The organism is Nocardia salmonicida NBRC 13393 (assembly GCF_001613085.1).
Classification (GTDB): Bacteria; Actinomycetota; Actinomycetes; order Mycobacteriales; family Mycobacteriaceae; genus Nocardia; species Nocardia salmonicida.
In genome coordinates, this window is the sequence record NZ_BDBR01000045.1 from 67,660 (window position 1) to 82,367 (window position 14,708).

Genomic DNA, 14,708 nt, shown 5'->3' on the forward strand with positions numbered 1-14,708 from the left:
GGGCCGCAAGCGGGGCAATGCGACGAACCTAGGCGACGTTTTCGGGACTCGCCAACCCGACATGTGCACACAACTGTGGATAACTTGGGGGTAGTTCACCCGTTGTTGTGCAGCGCCTGTGGAAAACATGGGGAAAACCCAGGTCAATACGGTAAAACGCCCTGCTAGGCCCCGGTTTGTCCAACCTGGGCCCTGTGGATGAAAGAAGTTCCGGCGTGTCGGTAAAGGTGAACAGCCGGGCGTGTTGGGTAAACAGCGATGGTGCAGGCTATGACGGGAGTCACAAATCTGCCGGTCGGTTTCCGCAGTCATCCACAGGGTGAATAACCGGAGGTCACGCAGTTACCGACCGTGAGCCGCGCAACACGGCTCGCATCGGCCGTAACGTCGGCTACTGATCAGTTATCGAAAAAATAGCCTGAAAAAGGCAAGCAGAAACCACCCCTATGCACGCACAGGGGTGGTTTCCAGCGAACTCAGTTCGCAGCAACCTCGAGGTTGAACTTCGCAACCACATCGGGGTGCAGGTGCACCACGATGCCGTGCTTACCGGTCGCCTTGATGTGCGACTTCGGCAGCTCGATGCTGCGCTTGTCGACCACGGGGCCACCAGCGGCCTTGATGGCCGAAGCCACGTCGGTGGTGGTGACCGAACCGAACAGCTTGCCGCTGTCGGCGGTCTTCACGGCCAGCGAAACCGCGGCGAGGCCCTCGATGGCCTGCTTCAGCTCGTTGGCGTGATCCAGGTCGCGCACCTTGCGGGCGTCCTGGGCGCGACGGATTCCGTCGACCTGCTTCTGGGCGCCACGGGTGGCCTGGATGGCCAGACCGCGGGGCAGCAGGAAGTTACGGCCGTAGCCGTCCTTGACCTCGACAAGGTCGCCGGGGGCGCCGAGGTTGTCGACATCAGCGGTGAGGATGAGCTTCATCTGTGTGACTCCCTTTCTCAGCGAGCGGTCGACACGTAAGGAAGCAGAGCCACCTCACGCGAGTTCTTGACGGCGACAGCGATGTCACGCTGGTGCTGCACGCAGTTGCCGGTGACGCGGCGAGCGCGGATCTTGCCGCGATCGCTGACGTACTTACGCAGCAGCGTGGTGTCCTTGTAATCGATATTGACGATTCCGGACTTTGCTTCCTTGCAGAAAGCGCAGGCCTTCTTCTTCAGTACCTTTTCGCGCGCGGGCGCTTTAGGCATGGTTTTTCTCTCCGTACTATGAGTGCCGTTCGATCAGAACGGCGGTTCGTCATCCATGCGGCCGCCGCCCCCGAAGGAGCCGGCCGCGGGCGCGCTACCCCACGGATCGTCTTCGCCACCGGCATTGCTGCCGCCGGCCGGACGTCCGCCGCCATTGTTGGCGTTGTAGCCGCCTGCGCTAGATCCACCACCGGCATTGCCGGAACCACCACCACTGAAGCCGCCACCGCCGCCTCCGCCACCGCGACCGGCCTTGGAGACCTTCGCAGTCGCGTAACGCAGCGAGGGACCGACTTCGTCGACCTCGAGCTCGACCACAGTGCGCTTCTCACCCTCGCGGGTTTCGTAGGAGCGCTGCTTGAGCCGACCGCTCACGATGACGCGAGCGCCTCGGGTCAGACTTTCGGCGACGTTCTCCGCTGCTTCACGCCAGATATTGCAGCGCAGGAACAGAGCCTCGCCGTCTTTCCATTCGTTCGAATTGCGATCGAACACACGGGGAGTCGACGCGACGGTGAAATTTGCCACCGCTGCGCCTGCGGGCGTGAAACGAAGCTCCGGGTCTGCCGTCAAGTTTCCGATGACGGTAATGACCGTGTCGCCTGCCATGGGGGTTCCTCCTGCTCGGGGTGCAGTCCGCATCTCGGGGATTTGCGCTCGAGCCTAAAGCTAGGCTCTGACATCAAATTCGAGAAGGGTGCGGACTACTTGTCGTTGCGCAGAACCTTGGTGCGCAGCACCGTCTCGTTCAGGCCCAGCTGGCGGTCGAGTTCGCTCACGGTGGCCGGGGTCGCGGTCAGGTTGACGATCGCGTAAATGCCTTCGGCCTGCTTGGCGATTTCGTAGGCGAGCCGGCGGCGGCCCCAGATGTCGACCTTGTCGACGTTGCCGCCCTCGGTCTTGACGACCGTGAGCAGGGTATCCAGGGACTGCCCGACGATGCGCTCGTCCAGGCTCGGGTCGAGGATGACCATTACTTCATATTGACGCACGGACCAATCACCTCCTGTGGACTAGGAAACGGCCATGGACTCTCCATGGCAGGAGGGTTCGTTGCGTCAGCAACCCGCCAAGGCTACATGAGCGGGTAGTTACCAGCGAAATCGATGCCCGCCGCGGGTGTACCCCGGCGATCGCGGCGTCGCCGCATAATGTGGTCGCCATGACCACAGTCGGCCCGCGGCAGCGCGCAGCACGGCGCGGCGCGACGTGGGCCGCGGCCTTGAGCATCGTGGTGATGCTGCTGTGTGGGCTCACCCTCGCGCTGGCCTATGCCAACAAAGCCCGGTGCGCGGGCGGCGCGATCGATGAATCCGGTCGCAGTCTGGTATTCGAGGAGCGCAAGGATTCGGATGTCTGTTATTCCGACATCCAATTCCTGTGGCTCGGCCGCGATATCGACAATCACGTCTTCCCGTATGTCGACGGCGCGATCACCGACGACGGTGCGCTGACCGGTGGCGCGGTGGAATACCCGGTGCTCAGCGGCGTGCTGATGTGGGCAGGCGCCATCGGGGTGGACAACGACGCCGACTTCCTGTGGCATTCGGCGCTGTTGCTCGCGCCGTTCGCCCTGCTCACGGCCTGGATGCTGGCCAGAATCGCCGGCCCGGCGGCGCTGCTGTGGGCGATCGGCCCGCCGCTGGTGTTCTACGCCTTCCACAACTGGGAACTGCCGGTGGTGTGCACGGCGGTGGCGGCGGTCTACGTGATGACGATGCTGACCGGTCTGTCCGTGCGCACCCGCGGAATCATCGCCGCGGTGCTGCTCGCGCTGGGTTTCTGTCTCAAGCTCTATCCGGGAATCTTCGTGCTCCCGCTCGCGGTGTTCGTGCTCACCGAGGGCGCCCCGCGCGATCGACGCCGGATCGGCGAGCTCGATGTGGCAGGCGCCGCGCAGACCCTGCTGGCCGCGATGGGCACGGTCGTGGCGGTGAACCTGCCGTTCGTGCTGGCCGGGGTGGAGGGCTGGCGCGCCTCGATCACCTTCCAGCAGTTGCGTCAGGCCGACATCACCACCAACTCGATCTGGTACTGGGGTCACCAGCTCCTGTTCGGCCGCGCGGCGGAGACGACACAGACCTGGCACCACGCCGTGGCGATCGCCTCGCCCGCCCTGATCTTCGGCGGGTTCGCGCTGGCCATGTGGCTTGGCTGGCGGCGCTGGACCCCCAGTTCGGCGTACCCGTGGGTGGGCGTGAGCGCGGCGATGCTGGCCGCCTTCATGCTTTTCCACAAGGTGCATTCACCCCAGTACACCCTGTGGATAATTCCGTTCCTGGTGTTGCTCGAGGTGCCGTGGTCGCTGGTCGCGGCCTATCTGGTGGCCGACGCGGCGGTGGGCGTCGGGGTGTTCCGGTACTTCGCCGCGCTGGGTGAGGGCGAGAGCGTCGAACTGATGGAAGGGATCGTCCAGTTCGGCGTGTGGTTGCGCACCGCCCTGTTGATCACCCTGTTCTTCCTCTTTCTGCGGGCGAGGATCCGTGGCAGGCGCCTCGAACCGAGCACGGCACCGGGCCGCCAACTGCAACCCGCGTGAACGACAACGGCGGCGAATCCCGGAAGGGACTCGCCGCCGCTGTGACTCTTCGGCCGTGGATCAGCTGACCGGAGTGGATTCCTTGGCGTCCGCCACAGCGTCGGGCTCGGACTTGCGGTTGCGCAAGACGCTGGAGACGAGCGCCGCGCCGATGAACGCCACGCCGACCAGACCCGTGATGAGCTCGTTGATGTGCACGCCGATCGAGACGAGCAGGATCGCCGCCAGCGCGCCGATCGCCCAGTGGGCGCCGTGCTCGAGGTACACGTAGTCCGACAGCGTGCCCTGGCGAACCAGGTACACCGTGATCGACCGGACGAACATCGCACCGATCAGGCCGAGGCCGAGCGCGATGATGATCGGGTCGGAAGTGATGGCGAACGCGCCGATGACGCCGTCGAAGGAGAACGACGCGTCGAGCACTTCCAGGTAGAGGAACAGGAAGAACGCGGCCTTACCAGTCGCCTTGACCAGCGTGGACGGGCCACCCTGTGGTCCCTCTTCGAATTCCTCGGTGTGGAACATCGAGCCGAGTCCGTCGACCAGGATGTAGACGATCATGCCGAGCAGACCGGAGACCAGCACGGTGGAGCGATCGTCGGCGTCGGCGAGGAACTCCGCGACCAGCACCAGACCGGTACCGGCTACGACCACCGACAGCATGTCGAGCTTGCCCGCCTTGGCCAGCGGCTTCTCGAGCCAGCTGAGCCAGGTGATGTCACGCTCATCGAAGATGAAGTTCAGGAACAGCAGCGCCAGGAACATGCCGCCGAACGCCGCGATCTGCGGGTGCGCGTCGGTGAGCAGCGTCTCGTAGCTCGGGCTGCCGTCGGGGAAGTAGGCGGCGTCGTCCGCCGGCGGGTTCAGCGCCAGGTCGAAGGCCTCGACCGGGTTCAGTCCCGCGGTGACCCACACGATGGCCAACGGGAAGATCAGACGCATACCGAACACGGCGATCAGCACGCCGACAGTCAGGAAGATCCGCTGCCAGAACTCGCTCATCCGTTCCAGGACGGTGGCGTTGATGACGGCGTTGTCGAACGACAGCGACACCTCGAGAATGCCGAGGATGGCGCACAGTGCGAGAGCGGTCAAGCCACCGTAGAGGTAGGCCACGACCAGCGAGAACACCGTGATGACGATGGACAGGCCGAAGATGCGCGTTATCACGCGGAGGGACCTTTCTGTTTCGCACGAACAGGGGACCCGATGTGCCGAGCCCCCTGTTCGCGATGGTGACTAGACGTTGACGCCGTAGTCGCGAGCGATGCCGGACAGGCCGGAGGCGTAGCCCTGACCGACGGCGCGGAACTTCCATTCGGCACCGTTGCGGTACAGCTCGCCGAAGACCATAGCGGTCTCGGTCGAGGCGTCCTCGGACAGGTCGTAGCGGGCGAGCTCGGTGCCGTTGGCCTTGTTGACCACGCGGATGTAGGCGTTGCGTACCTGACCGAACGACTGCGAGCGAGTCTCGGCATCGTAGATCGATACCGGGAAGAAGATGCTCTCGATGGTCGGCGGGGTGTTGGCGAGGTCGACGTCGATGACCTCGTCGTCGCCTTCGCCCTCACCCGTGGTGTTGTCGCCCTTGTGCTCGATGGCGCCCTCGGGGGACTTCAGGTTGTTGAAGAAGACGAAGTGCTTGTCGGAGACGACCTTCTTGTCGGCGCCGGTCGCGATGGCGCTCGCGTCGAGGTCGAAGTCGGTGCCGGTGGTAGTGCGCACGTCCCAGCCGAGGCCGACCGAGACCGCGGTCAAGCCCGGAGCCTCTTTGCTCAGCGAAACGTTGCCGCCCTTGGACAGACTGACACCCATGCGGGAATCCCTTCGATTAGTCCGGTGTGTCGTTTCCCAGCATGTCCGAATCGCCGGGTACCGCTACGACAGTAATAGGTTTCGCAGATCTTGCGTAGGAACCGTCTGCAGCCCAGGTTAACGGGGGGAATCTCCTACCATCGACGGCAGTGAGCGGGCGGGCCGCATGCGTGGTTCGGAAAGGGGATGTGCCGGTGACACCTCGCAGACGCGGATGGTTCAGATCGGGGGCGGATCATGAGTGGATCAGCGGGGCGCGGGCCGCGACGTCGGCCGCCTTTCTGGATATGGACAGCAGGCAGTCGGCAGCGGAGGCGGGCGTGGTGGCCAGTGGGCAGGTCTTTCCCGAACGCCGGATCGCCGCCGTCTGGGAGCCGGTGCGCGCGCGGTGCTACGCCGCGGCGGGCGCGTACCTGAGCTTCACCGACGAGCTCGACGCCGCCGAGGCCGCGGGCACCGCGGTGCCCGATGGTCCGGGGCGGGCCGATGCGTTGGTCAGGCAGCTGAACGACGCCGCCCGAGGGGTCGACGAGTTCTACAACGCGAACCGCGCCGGTCTGACCGAGGCCGCGACCGTGCGGGCGTCGGTGCCACAGCTGCTGACGCATGTGCGTGCCGAGGCCGAGCGGGTGCTGGCCGCCGCGGCGTCGTCCGGATTCACGAATTACCCCTCGATCTCCGCGGGTGTAAGGAGACTGAATGAGGCTCTGATCACAGCCTCTTCGGTCGATCCCGGCACGGCGGTCGCGGGCGCGCGCGAGGCAGCGGCACAGGTGGAACAGGCGACCACGGAATTGTCGAATGCGTTGGCGCAGGCACCTTCTCGCGCTTCGGCCGCCGCGAACGCGATCGCGTCGGTGACCACGAGGCTGGCCGCGGTCCGCAATCGCGCCGGCGCGCTCGGGCCCGCCTACTCCGCGCTGTTGCGGGAGTTCAGTGCTGCGAGTTCGGCGGACTTGACCAACAATGAGCGGGAAAGCCGTCGTGGCATGGATGCCGCCGACGAGGCGCTGGTCGGCGCGCGCGTCGCGGCAGCCGATCGTGATCCGGAGACCGCCCTTGATGTGACCGCCACCGCACGCGAGTACCTCGCCGAGGCCGAGCAGTTGGTCGACGCCGTCACCCGGCGCCTCGAATTGCTCCGTGAGGTACGTGCCGATCCCGAAGCTCAGGCCCGCACCGTACGATTTCGGCTGCGGGACGCGCAGATGCTCGCGGTCGACCGAGGACTGGTCGCCGAGTGGGGCTCGGTTCTCGATGCACAAGCAGAACGCCTCGACCGCATCACCGCTGGACTTACTGGTCGTCATCCGGACTATTGGGCGTATGTTACCGAACTGGGTACCGTCGCTGAGTTCATCACGGGCGTAGTCGAGCGGATCAGAAAACACGCAGCCGAAAAGTAGAAATGACAATGGGTCGACAGATGAGGTGGGGGGAATGACCGCGGGCTACGCCATCGCACCGGAAGTTTGCTTGCGTAAGCAGATACCGCTGCGCCATTTCCAGCAGTTGCAGGGTCCCCGCAGACGGGAGTTGTTCCTGGTCGAACCGGAGCCGATTCAGGGCCCCGACGACCGGGAGCTGCTGGCGACCGCGCTCGGCGCGACCCTCTACGTGCCCGCGACCCGCCCCGATCTCGCCGCGACGATCCGCCGGCGTGCCGCGCGCGGGGTGTGCTCGATGGTGATCGACCTCGAGGACGCCGTCGCCGATCACGAGGTGGAGGCCGCCAAGCAGCACGCGGTGGACACCCTCGACCTGCTCGCCAGGGGCGAAGACGCCAATCCGATGCTGTTCATCCGGGTACGTGACGCGGCCTCGGTCGGCGAGCTGGTCGCCGCGCTCGGGCCGGGCGCCGACGTGCTCACCGGATTCGTCTTCCCCAAGTTCGACGCCGTCAGCGGGCCCGCCTACCTGGCCGCGCTCGACGATGCCAACCGCGGCCTCGGCCGTCCGGTCTACGCGATGCCGGTGCTCGAATCGGCGAACCTGGTGCACCGCCAGACCCGCGACGAGCAGCTCGCCCGCATCGCCGAACTGCTCGCCGGACACCGTGAGCAGCTGCTGGCCGTGCGAATCGGCGCCACCGACATGTGCTCGACCTTCGGCATCCGTCGCGACCGCGACCTCACGATCTACGACGTGCGAGTGGTCGCCGACGTGATCGCCGACATCGTCAACTACCTCGGGCGCGTCGACGGCACCGGTTTCATCATCACCGGACCGGTGTGGGAGTACTTCGCCGACCACGAGCGGATGTTCCGGCCGCAGCTGCGCAGCGCGCCCTTCGAGGAATCCGACGCGGTGAAGTTCCGCCAGTACCTGGTGAGCCGCGACCTCGACGGCCTGCTGCGCGAGATCACTCTCGACCGCGCCAACGGTATCCAGGGCAAAACGGTGATCCATCCCTCGCACGTGGCCGTGGTGCACGCGCTGTCGGTGGTGACCCACGAGGAGTACGCCGACGCGCTGGACATCATGGCCGCCGATGTCGGTGGCGTCGCGGCCTCGGAATACCGCAACAAGATGAACGAGATGCGCCCCCACCGCAGTTGGGCCCGCCAGACGCTGGTTCGGGCCCGTGCGTTCGGGGTGGCGAACAAGGGAGTGTCTTTCGTGGACTTGCTGACAGCGATGATCGCCGAATGAGTGCGTTCGAAACACCATGGGCAACAGTGAATCTCGGCATCGAGCTGCATCACGGTGAGTCCTTCGCCGCGCGCTCGGGCGGCGCTGCCTTGCCGGGTGAGGTGCTCGAGCCGAGGTCGGCCGAGGGGTTCGTGGCGTTGTCCGCCGAGAGCGTGCTGACGGGCGAGCTCCAGATCGGCGCGCTGGTGCAGCCGGGTCTGCGCCGCAATCCGCGTCGGGCCCATCTGCTGGTTTCCACGGTGCTGGGCAAGCACCTGCCGACCGATCCGCGCATTGTGATCGGTGCGGGTAATCGCCTGGCTGATCTGGTGCGCGAGGTGCTCGGTGATCGTGAAGCTGTGGTGCTCGGATTCGCCGAGACCGCCACCGGTCTGGGTCACTGCGTGGCTGCGCGGATCGACGCGGGCTGCTACCTGCACTCCACCCGCAGGCACGAGTCACGGGCCACCACACTGACCGGCTTCGAAGAGGGCCATTCGCACGCCACCTCGCACCTGCTCCAGCCCGCGCCCGCGGCCGTCTTCGCCAACGATCTCCCCCTGGTGCTCGTCGACGACGAGATCTCCACCGGCGACACGGCCATCGACGCGGTGCGCGCGCTCCACGCTTTCGCTCCCCGCTCGCACTACGTGCTCGCCTCGCTGGTCGATATGCGCACACCCGCTGATCGAACCAAATTCGAAGCCGCCGCAGCCGAACTCGGGGCGCGCATCGACACGGTCTGCCTGGCCTCCGGTCGCACCGAGCTACCGGCCGGGCTGATCGACACGGTGACAGCGCTGCCCGATCCGCAGCTGAATCCGCTCGCAACCGAGCCGGGTTCGTACGGACGCATCGAATTGACCTGGCCCGCCGACGTTCCCGAGGGCGGTCGGCACGGCGTCCTTCGCGCGGACAACGCCGCCTTCGACGTCGCGGTGAAATCCATTGCCGACGAGGTGAACACCCGCCTCGACGCCGAGTTCGCCGGCCGCCCGGTCATCGTCATCGGCCACGAAGAACTCATGTACCTCCCCTTGCGCCTGGCCGCCGACCTGGCCGACGCCGGCACCCTCGCCCGCTTCCAAACCACCACCCGCTCACCGGCATACGTCCTCGACGAACCCGGCTATCCCCTGCGTCGCGGCTTCCGGTTCACCGCCCCGGAACCCGACCCCACCGCCCAGCGCTATCTCTACAACGCCCAGTGGCCCGACGCGGACCCGGTCCTGCTGGTCGTCATCGATCCCCCCGCCGACACCCCGGAGCTGGTCGCCCCTGGCGGTCTGGTCGACGTCCTCACCGCCTCGGGCGCCGATGTCCTGATCGCTGTTCTGCCAGGCGCGGATCCTCGTGCGCTGCACGCGGGCCGGACCGTTGAGCGGGGCGCCGGCACCGCGTCACTGTCCGTGTCGTACAACGATTCCGCCACCAGCGCGAACGCGCCGAGTCGCAAGGAATCGACCGCGGAGACCGATTCCGCGGACCGTGCGGGCCGCGCGAAACACGGTGGCGGCGCGAGCTCTGTCGCGGGCCCGAATGAGCCGGGTGCTGGGCAGTTCCCCGTTGCCCTGCACGGCCCGGAGTTCGGTTCCTATGCGCCCGAAGATGTTTCGTGGCTGCTGAAGGATCTCTCGGACGCGGATCTGGAAGCCGACGTGACCGAACGCGAGCAGCGCATCCAGGCCGGCGTTGCCCATTACGCCGAGTCCTTGCCGGTGGAGTTCCAGCCCGACGCCGAATATCGCGAGCTCTTCGACCGCGTGCTGGCCGATAGTGCCGAGCGGTTGGCGCTGGCGGTCGCGACCGTGGCCGAACTCGTGGTTGCCGAACGCGGTGAGAACATCGTTTTGGTCTCGTTGGCCAGGGCGGGCACTCCCGTCGGCGTGCTGATGCGACGGTGGCTCGTCAGCGGTATCGGCCGCGAGCCACTCACCGTCCCGCACTACGCGGTCTCGATCGTGCGTGACCGTGGCATCGACGCGGTGGCACTCGACTATCTGGCGCGCCACCACGATCCGTCCTCGATCGTCTTCGTCGACGGCTGGACCGGCAAGGGCGCCATCACCCACGAGCTCACCGCCGCGCTCGACGCGTATCACGCTGCCGGTGGCGCCCGGTTCGACGACGAGCTCGTCGTCCTGGCCGATCCCGCGAATTGCGTGCGGACCTACGGCACCCGCGACGACTTCCTCATTGCCTCCGCCTGCCTGAATTCGACAGTGTCAGGGCTGGTTTCCCGCACGGTCCTCAACAGCACCCTGATCGGCCCCGGCGAGTTCCACGGTGCGAAGTTCTACCGCGATCTGATCGACGCCGATGTCTCGAATCAGCTGATCGACACCGTCACAGCGGCTTTCGACGCGATCAGCGACAAGGTCCCGGCCACCGTCGCCGCGATCCGGGATTCCGACCGCACTCCCGACTGGTCCGGGTGGGCCTCGGTGGAGAAGGTCCGCGCCGAATACGGCATCAGCACAGTCAATTACGTGAAGCCCGGCGTCGGCGAGACCACTCGCGTGCTGTTGCGCCGGGTACCGTGGCGAGTGCTGGTCCGCGAGGCAGACGCACCGGAGCACGCCCACATCCGCCTGCTCGCCGCAGCGCGCAATGTCCCGGTGGAAGTGGTCCCCGACCTGGCCTATTCCTGTATGGGCCTGATCAAGGAGCTACCCCGGTGACCGCCGAGTCCCTCTTCGCGACCGATCTGGATCGCACGATGATCTTCTCCCGCAACGGTTTCGGTGGCGCCGAAGCCGTGGCGAAGGAGTGTGTCGAGTACTACGAGGGTGAACCGCTCTCCTACATGACCAACGCCGCCGTCGCCGCCCTGCGCGAACTCGCGGGCATCGCCCCGGTGATCCCCACGACCACCCGCACGATCGAACAGTTCCAGCGCATCACGCTGCCCGGCGCACCGTGGCGCTACGCCATCACCAGCAACGGCGGCAACATCCTCGTCGACGGCATCCCCGACCCCGCGTGGCGCGTCGCCATCGACGACCAGGTAAACGCGTCCGGAGCCACCCTCGCAGAAGTCGGCGCCGAATTACGCTCCCGTATAGACGATTCCTGGGTCACCAAGTACCGCGAGGCCGACGAACTGTTCTGCTACCTGGTGGTCCGCCCCGATCAGGTGCCCACCGGCTTTCTCGCCGAATGGGACACCTGGTGCCGCGCCAACGGTTGGTCGGCGTCCCAGCAGGGGCGCAAGATCTACACGATGCCCGACGCTGTCTGCAAGAGTCTCGCCGTCGCCGAGGTTCGCAAGAGGCTGACTGAAGCGGGCGAATTAGCCAGCAGCGCAACCTTGTTCACCGCTGGTGACGGCGCACTCGACGCGGAGATGCTGAAAGCCGCCGACGCCGCGATCCGTCCACGTCACGGCGAGCTCGAAGAACTGAACTTCACCGCCGCCAACCTCACGATCACCACCGCGGCGGGAATCCTGGCGGGCGAGGAAATCCTCGAGTGGTTCCACGCCGCGGCGCAGCGCACCACCGTGCCGGTCGGCTGACCGGCACGAACCCGGGCGCCGGAACGGCCCCCGGGTTCGAAGCGCTCAGTAGTGCTGCTGCTGACCAGCCAGCTGCTGGGCGATCACACCTTGGATGCGCTGTAGACCACCGACTGTCACACCGCTCTGGAGCTGACCCTCGATCGTGCGGACCAGTGCGTTGTCACTCATGATCTTCTCGGTCGACTGGATCAGGACAGTGCCCGCGCCGGTGAAGTCGAACTGACGTTCCTCGCCGGAGTTGGCGCCCATCCTGGCCGCACCCGCCGCGAGGAAGCTGCCGATCCACCCCTGGTCGTAGTGGTGACTGGGCGACGGGCAATCGGCCCAGCCGACAAGGGATTCGGGGTCCACGCGCAGCGGCGGTTCGGCGAACATCACCGGCCCGTTCGACGACGCGAGGAACTTGCCGGTACCGATCAGTGTGAGGAACCCGGGCACGATCGACTGCTTGAGGGCCAGTCCCGGCTCGAAGGCCAGCAGGTTCGCACCACGGATGGTGAGATTGCCTTCTTCGAGATCGTAGGAATTGATGTCGTACCCGCGGTCGCCGATGATCAGCTTGCCGTGGCCCTGCGCCACCACGTAGTCGCCCGCGAACAGTGGCGCCGAGAACTGGCTGCTCACCATATGCATCAGGCCGCCCTGCAGCCCGTGGGTGAGCATCTGGAACTCGATCTGGCCGTAGTAGGCGATCATCGCGCCCTTGCGCATGAACCACGGTCCGGTCAGGTCGATGCAGTAGGCGTAGCTGTTGCCCGGAATGTTGTCGCTGGCACCGAGATTCATCGGTGAGAGGATTTCGCTCATCGGTTCACAACTTCTCTTCGGAGGCCTGCACGAACACCACACCTTGTCCGTGGCAATGCAATTGCATCGCCTCGCCCGCGCCGCGACCCACCGCGTCGCGCCAGCTCATCGCGGACTTCAATTCGGTCTGCACATTGCCGTAGGCGGCGACGAACGCCTGCGGGTCGACGACGATCGGATTCGGCCCGCCCACTTGCAGTTCCAGGAATCCGCCGTGCGCGAGCAGCACCGCCGAACCCTGCCCACTGAGCTGGGTGGTGAACATGCCCGTGCCGGTCGCGACACCCGCGGCAGCACCGCGCAGCGCGCCCATCAGACCGCCGCCACCGCCGCCGCCCGAACTGGCCACCGACACCACGGAAGCCTGCAAACCGGCCGACTGCGCGAGCAGTCGCGACGCCTCGGCTCGCAACACCGCACCCGGCTGCATCTGCACCACGTGCACCTCGAGCCCGGCGAATCCGTAATGGACCTCGCCGTTGCCCTGCGCCAGCATGGTCCGCTCGTGCTCACCGGCCATCATCTGCCCGGCCATCCGCATCAAACCGCCACCGCCCATGCCCTGACCGGCGCCGGGAATCTGATGCGGCGCGAACGCCACCTGACCCGTGTAGAACAGCATCGCGCCGGAGCGGGCGACGACGCCGCCCGCCTGGCCGACGTTGACCTTGACGACCTTGCCGTTGACCTTCTCGAACATCGCCTGCCCTACCGTTCCGCCGGCTGGATCAGCACGACACCCTGGCCGTCGAACCGCAGCGAGAACGCCTCGCCCGCATCCTGACCGACCATGCTCCGCCAGGAGACGTCGGTGACGAACGACTGATTGAGATTGCCGCGCGAGGCGACGAACGCGTCGGGATCCACGATGAGCGGATACTGCGGCGACACCTCCAGGTGGATCAGCGGCCCACCGGCCGACAGCAGCGCCACCTGACCCTGCCCGCTGACCGTGGTGGTGAACAGCCCGCTGCCCGCCGACATCCCGCCGACCCCGGCGAACCGCACATCGGTGCGCAGATTGCCCGCGAAAGCCAGCAGCTGCTGCGACTCCACCTGCAGAGTCTCGTTGTCGAGATTCACCACGGTGACGTTCTGACCGTTCACCGCGAGGAAAACGCGACCGTTGCCGTTGCATTCCATCAGTGACAGTTTCTCGCCGGTGGCGCGGCGTTTGAGGCCGTTGAGCACGCCCTCGCCGCCGCCGAACCCGGCCGATTTGAACTGCACATTGCCTTCATAGGCCACCATCGAGCCTGCGATCGCGCGGATACTCGTCCCCGCGAGCTGCGCCTCGATCACCTTCTTCGACTGTTCGAACAATTGCGCCATGACAGGCTCCGCTGTCCCCTCTGAATAGGCGGGCGAACCGCCGTCGTCCGACTGCGTCGTCACCCTAACCGATCAGGCGAAACTCCGCCCGCGACGCCGAACAATGTGGGTGAGCGGCGAAGAGCCCGGACGTGTGTGCGCGGTTTCTCGTAGAGTGGCAAGCGAGTTCCGTCGACACCCACCAACGACAAGCGAAGGGTCGAACTTGTCTGCAACACTCGCCAAGGGCCAGAACGGCCCGGTGGCCGTCAGTGACGTGGTGATCTCGCTCCAGGTCACCGCACCGGCCGACCTGTCCGCGCTGCTCGTGACCGAGCAGGGCAAGGTCCGCACCGACGCTGATTTCGTCTTCTACAACCAGCCGAGTGGACCGGGTGTCGATCTCCGGCCCGGACCGGCGGGTCAGCCTGCCTCGCTTGCTGTTTCGCTGCCCTCGGTGCCCGCCGACATCGATCAGATCCGCGCGGTGATCACCCTCGACGACGCGAACAGCAACTTCGGCCGCTTCGCCCCGCCCACCGCCATCGTCTCCGACGCGTCGGGCAACCAGCTGTTCAGCTACCAGATCGATGGTCTGAACTCCGAGTCGATCGTGATCGCGCTCGAGTTGTACCGCCGTCAGGGCAGCTGGAAGGTCCGCGCGGTCGGCCAGGGCTACGCGGGCGGTTTCGCGGCACTGGTCACCGATCACGGTGTGCAGGTCGATGATTCGCCCGCCCAGGCTGCCCCGCAGCAGGCCGCATCCCCGCCGCCCCCGCCGCAGCAGGCCCCGCCCGCGTACCCGGCGCAGTCCGCGCCCGGCTACCCGCAGCAGCCCGCGCCCGCCTACGCTCCGCCCGGCGGTGGCTACCCGCCCCCGCCCGGCC

The 14,708-nt window shown here is 66.4% G+C and carries 15 protein-coding genes; 6 read left to right on the forward strand and 9 right to left on the reverse strand.

Features of this window, described 5'->3' with window-relative positions; genetic code table 11:
• Positions 1-476: 476 nt before the first annotated feature.
• The 4 genes from rplI to rpsF all read right to left on the reverse strand — a co-directional run bounded on the left by rplI (position 477) and on the right by rpsF (position 2,190).
• Positions 477-929 carry a 50S ribosomal protein L9 gene (gene rplI, locus NS1_RS31945; RefSeq protein ID WP_056823936.1) on the reverse strand — a complete coding sequence of 151 codons (453 nt, stop codon included), beginning with the start codon at positions 927-929 and terminating at the stop codon, positions 477-479.
• 17 nt (positions 930-946) lie between these two features.
• Entirely contained in the window at positions 947-1,198 is a 252-nt protein-coding gene (gene rpsR, locus NS1_RS31950; protein WP_056823934.1) for a 30S ribosomal protein S18, read from the reverse strand.
• Positions 1,199-1,231: 33 nt separating this feature from the next.
• Complete coding sequence (locus NS1_RS31955) at positions 1,232-1,807, reverse strand: single-stranded DNA-binding protein (RefSeq protein ID WP_056823931.1); 576 nt, start codon at positions 1,805-1,807, stop codon at positions 1,232-1,234.
• 95 nt (positions 1,808-1,902) lie between these two features.
• Positions 1,903-2,190 carry a 30S ribosomal protein S6 gene (rpsF, locus tag NS1_RS31960; RefSeq protein ID WP_056823926.1) on the reverse strand — a complete coding sequence of 96 codons (288 nt, stop codon included), beginning with the start codon at positions 2,188-2,190 and terminating at the stop codon, positions 1,903-1,905.
• A 170-nt stretch (positions 2,191-2,360) separates the two neighbouring features.
• Here rpsF and NS1_RS31965 point away from each other — a divergent pair, with 170 nt between their 5' ends.
• Complete coding sequence (locus tag NS1_RS31965) at positions 2,361-3,737, forward strand: glycosyltransferase family protein (protein WP_062990537.1); 1,377 nt, start codon at positions 2,361-2,363, stop codon at positions 3,735-3,737.
• Between the two features lie 60 nt (positions 3,738-3,797).
• On the opposite strand, the gene NS1_RS31970 is transcribed toward NS1_RS31965, so the two are convergent.
• Complete coding sequence (locus tag NS1_RS31970) at positions 3,798-4,907, reverse strand: DUF475 domain-containing protein (protein ID WP_062990539.1); 1,110 nt, start codon at positions 4,905-4,907, stop codon at positions 3,798-3,800.
• Between the two features lie 69 nt (positions 4,908-4,976).
• Complete coding sequence (locus NS1_RS31975) at positions 4,977-5,552, reverse strand: TerD family protein (protein WP_062990541.1); 576 nt, start codon at positions 5,550-5,552, stop codon at positions 4,977-4,979.
• Between the two features lie 287 nt (positions 5,553-5,839).
• On the opposite strand from NS1_RS31975, the gene NS1_RS31980 reads away from it, so the two are divergent.
• The 4 genes from NS1_RS31980 to NS1_RS31995 are packed head-to-tail and all read left to right on the forward strand — an operon-like array spanning position 5,840 to position 11,700.
• Complete coding sequence (locus NS1_RS31980) at positions 5,840-6,958, forward strand: hypothetical protein (RefSeq protein WP_062990543.1); 1,119 nt, start codon at positions 5,840-5,842, stop codon at positions 6,956-6,958.
• A 34-nt stretch (positions 6,959-6,992) separates the two neighbouring features.
• Positions 6,993-8,204 carry an HpcH/HpaI aldolase/citrate lyase family protein gene (locus NS1_RS31985; RefSeq protein WP_084504688.1) on the forward strand — a complete coding sequence of 404 codons (1,212 nt, stop codon included), beginning with the start codon at positions 6,993-6,995 and terminating at the stop codon, positions 8,202-8,204.
• The gene (locus tag NS1_RS31990; protein WP_084504689.1) at positions 8,201-10,864 is read left to right on the forward strand and encodes a phosphoribosyltransferase; all 2,664 of its coding nucleotides are present in this window, start codon (positions 8,201-8,203) and stop codon (positions 10,862-10,864) included. The genes NS1_RS31985 and NS1_RS31990 overlap by 4 nt, the downstream gene beginning before the upstream one ends.
• 38 nt (positions 10,865-10,902) lie before the next feature.
• On the forward strand, positions 10,903-11,700 hold the full coding sequence (locus NS1_RS31995; RefSeq protein ID WP_062990567.1) for an HAD family hydrolase: 798 nt from the start codon (positions 10,903-10,905) through the stop codon (positions 11,698-11,700).
• A gap of 45 nt (positions 11,701-11,745) precedes the next feature.
• Here NS1_RS31995 and NS1_RS32000 read toward each other — a convergent pair whose 3' ends face one another.
• Genes NS1_RS32000 through NS1_RS32010 form a run of 3 tightly spaced genes read right to left on the reverse strand, consistent with a single transcriptional unit; the run spans position 11,746 to position 13,842 of the window.
• The gene (locus NS1_RS32000) at positions 11,746-12,510 is read right to left on the reverse strand and encodes an AIM24 family protein (protein WP_062990545.1); all 765 of its coding nucleotides are present in this window, start codon (positions 12,508-12,510) and stop codon (positions 11,746-11,748) included.
• A gap of 4 nt (positions 12,511-12,514) precedes the next feature.
• The gene (locus NS1_RS32005) at positions 12,515-13,210 is read right to left on the reverse strand and encodes an AIM24 family protein (RefSeq protein WP_062990547.1); all 696 of its coding nucleotides are present in this window, start codon (positions 13,208-13,210) and stop codon (positions 12,515-12,517) included.
• 8 nt (positions 13,211-13,218) lie between these two features.
• Entirely contained in the window at positions 13,219-13,842 is a 624-nt protein-coding gene (locus NS1_RS32010) for an AIM24 family protein (protein ID WP_062990549.1), read from the reverse strand.
• Positions 13,843-14,047: 205 nt separating this feature from the next.
• Here NS1_RS32010 and NS1_RS32015 point away from each other — a divergent pair.
• The coding region (locus NS1_RS32015; RefSeq protein ID WP_174562702.1) for a TerD family protein at positions 14,048-14,708 on the forward strand (661 nt) is incomplete at its 3' end.

Coding starts and splice junctions, on each gene's coding strand:
- NS1_RS32005 (WP_062990547.1), bottom strand. CDS start 13,210: ATGTTCGAGAAGGTCAACGGCAAGGTCGTCAAGGTCAACGTCGGCCAG.
- NS1_RS31985 (WP_084504688.1), top strand. CDS start 6,993: ATGACCGCGGGCTACGCCATCGCACCGGAAGTTTGCTTGCGTAAGCAG.
- NS1_RS32010 (WP_062990549.1), bottom strand. CDS start 13,842: ATGGCGCAATTGTTCGAACAGTCGAAGAAGGTGATCGAGGCGCAGCTC.
- rpsR (WP_056823934.1), bottom strand. CDS start 1,198: ATGCCTAAAGCGCCCGCGCGCGAAAAGGTACTGAAGAAGAAGGCCTGC.
- NS1_RS31990 (WP_084504689.1), top strand. CDS start 8,201: ATGAGTGCGTTCGAAACACCATGGGCAACAGTGAATCTCGGCATCGAG.
- NS1_RS31980 (WP_062990543.1), top strand. CDS start 5,840: ATGGACAGCAGGCAGTCGGCAGCGGAGGCGGGCGTGGTGGCCAGTGGG.
- NS1_RS31995 (WP_062990567.1), top strand. CDS start 10,903: ATGATCTTCTCCCGCAACGGTTTCGGTGGCGCCGAAGCCGTGGCGAAG.
- NS1_RS31965 (WP_062990537.1), top strand. CDS start 2,361: ATGACCACAGTCGGCCCGCGGCAGCGCGCAGCACGGCGCGGCGCGACG.
- NS1_RS31975 (WP_062990541.1), bottom strand. CDS start 5,552: ATGGGTGTCAGTCTGTCCAAGGGCGGCAACGTTTCGCTGAGCAAAGAG.
- rplI (WP_056823936.1), bottom strand. CDS start 929: ATGAAGCTCATCCTCACCGCTGATGTCGACAACCTCGGCGCCCCCGGC.
- NS1_RS31955 (WP_056823931.1), bottom strand. CDS start 1,807: ATGGCAGGCGACACGGTCATTACCGTCATCGGAAACTTGACGGCAGAC.
- NS1_RS32000 (WP_062990545.1), bottom strand. CDS start 12,510: ATGAGCGAAATCCTCTCACCGATGAATCTCGGTGCCAGCGACAACATT.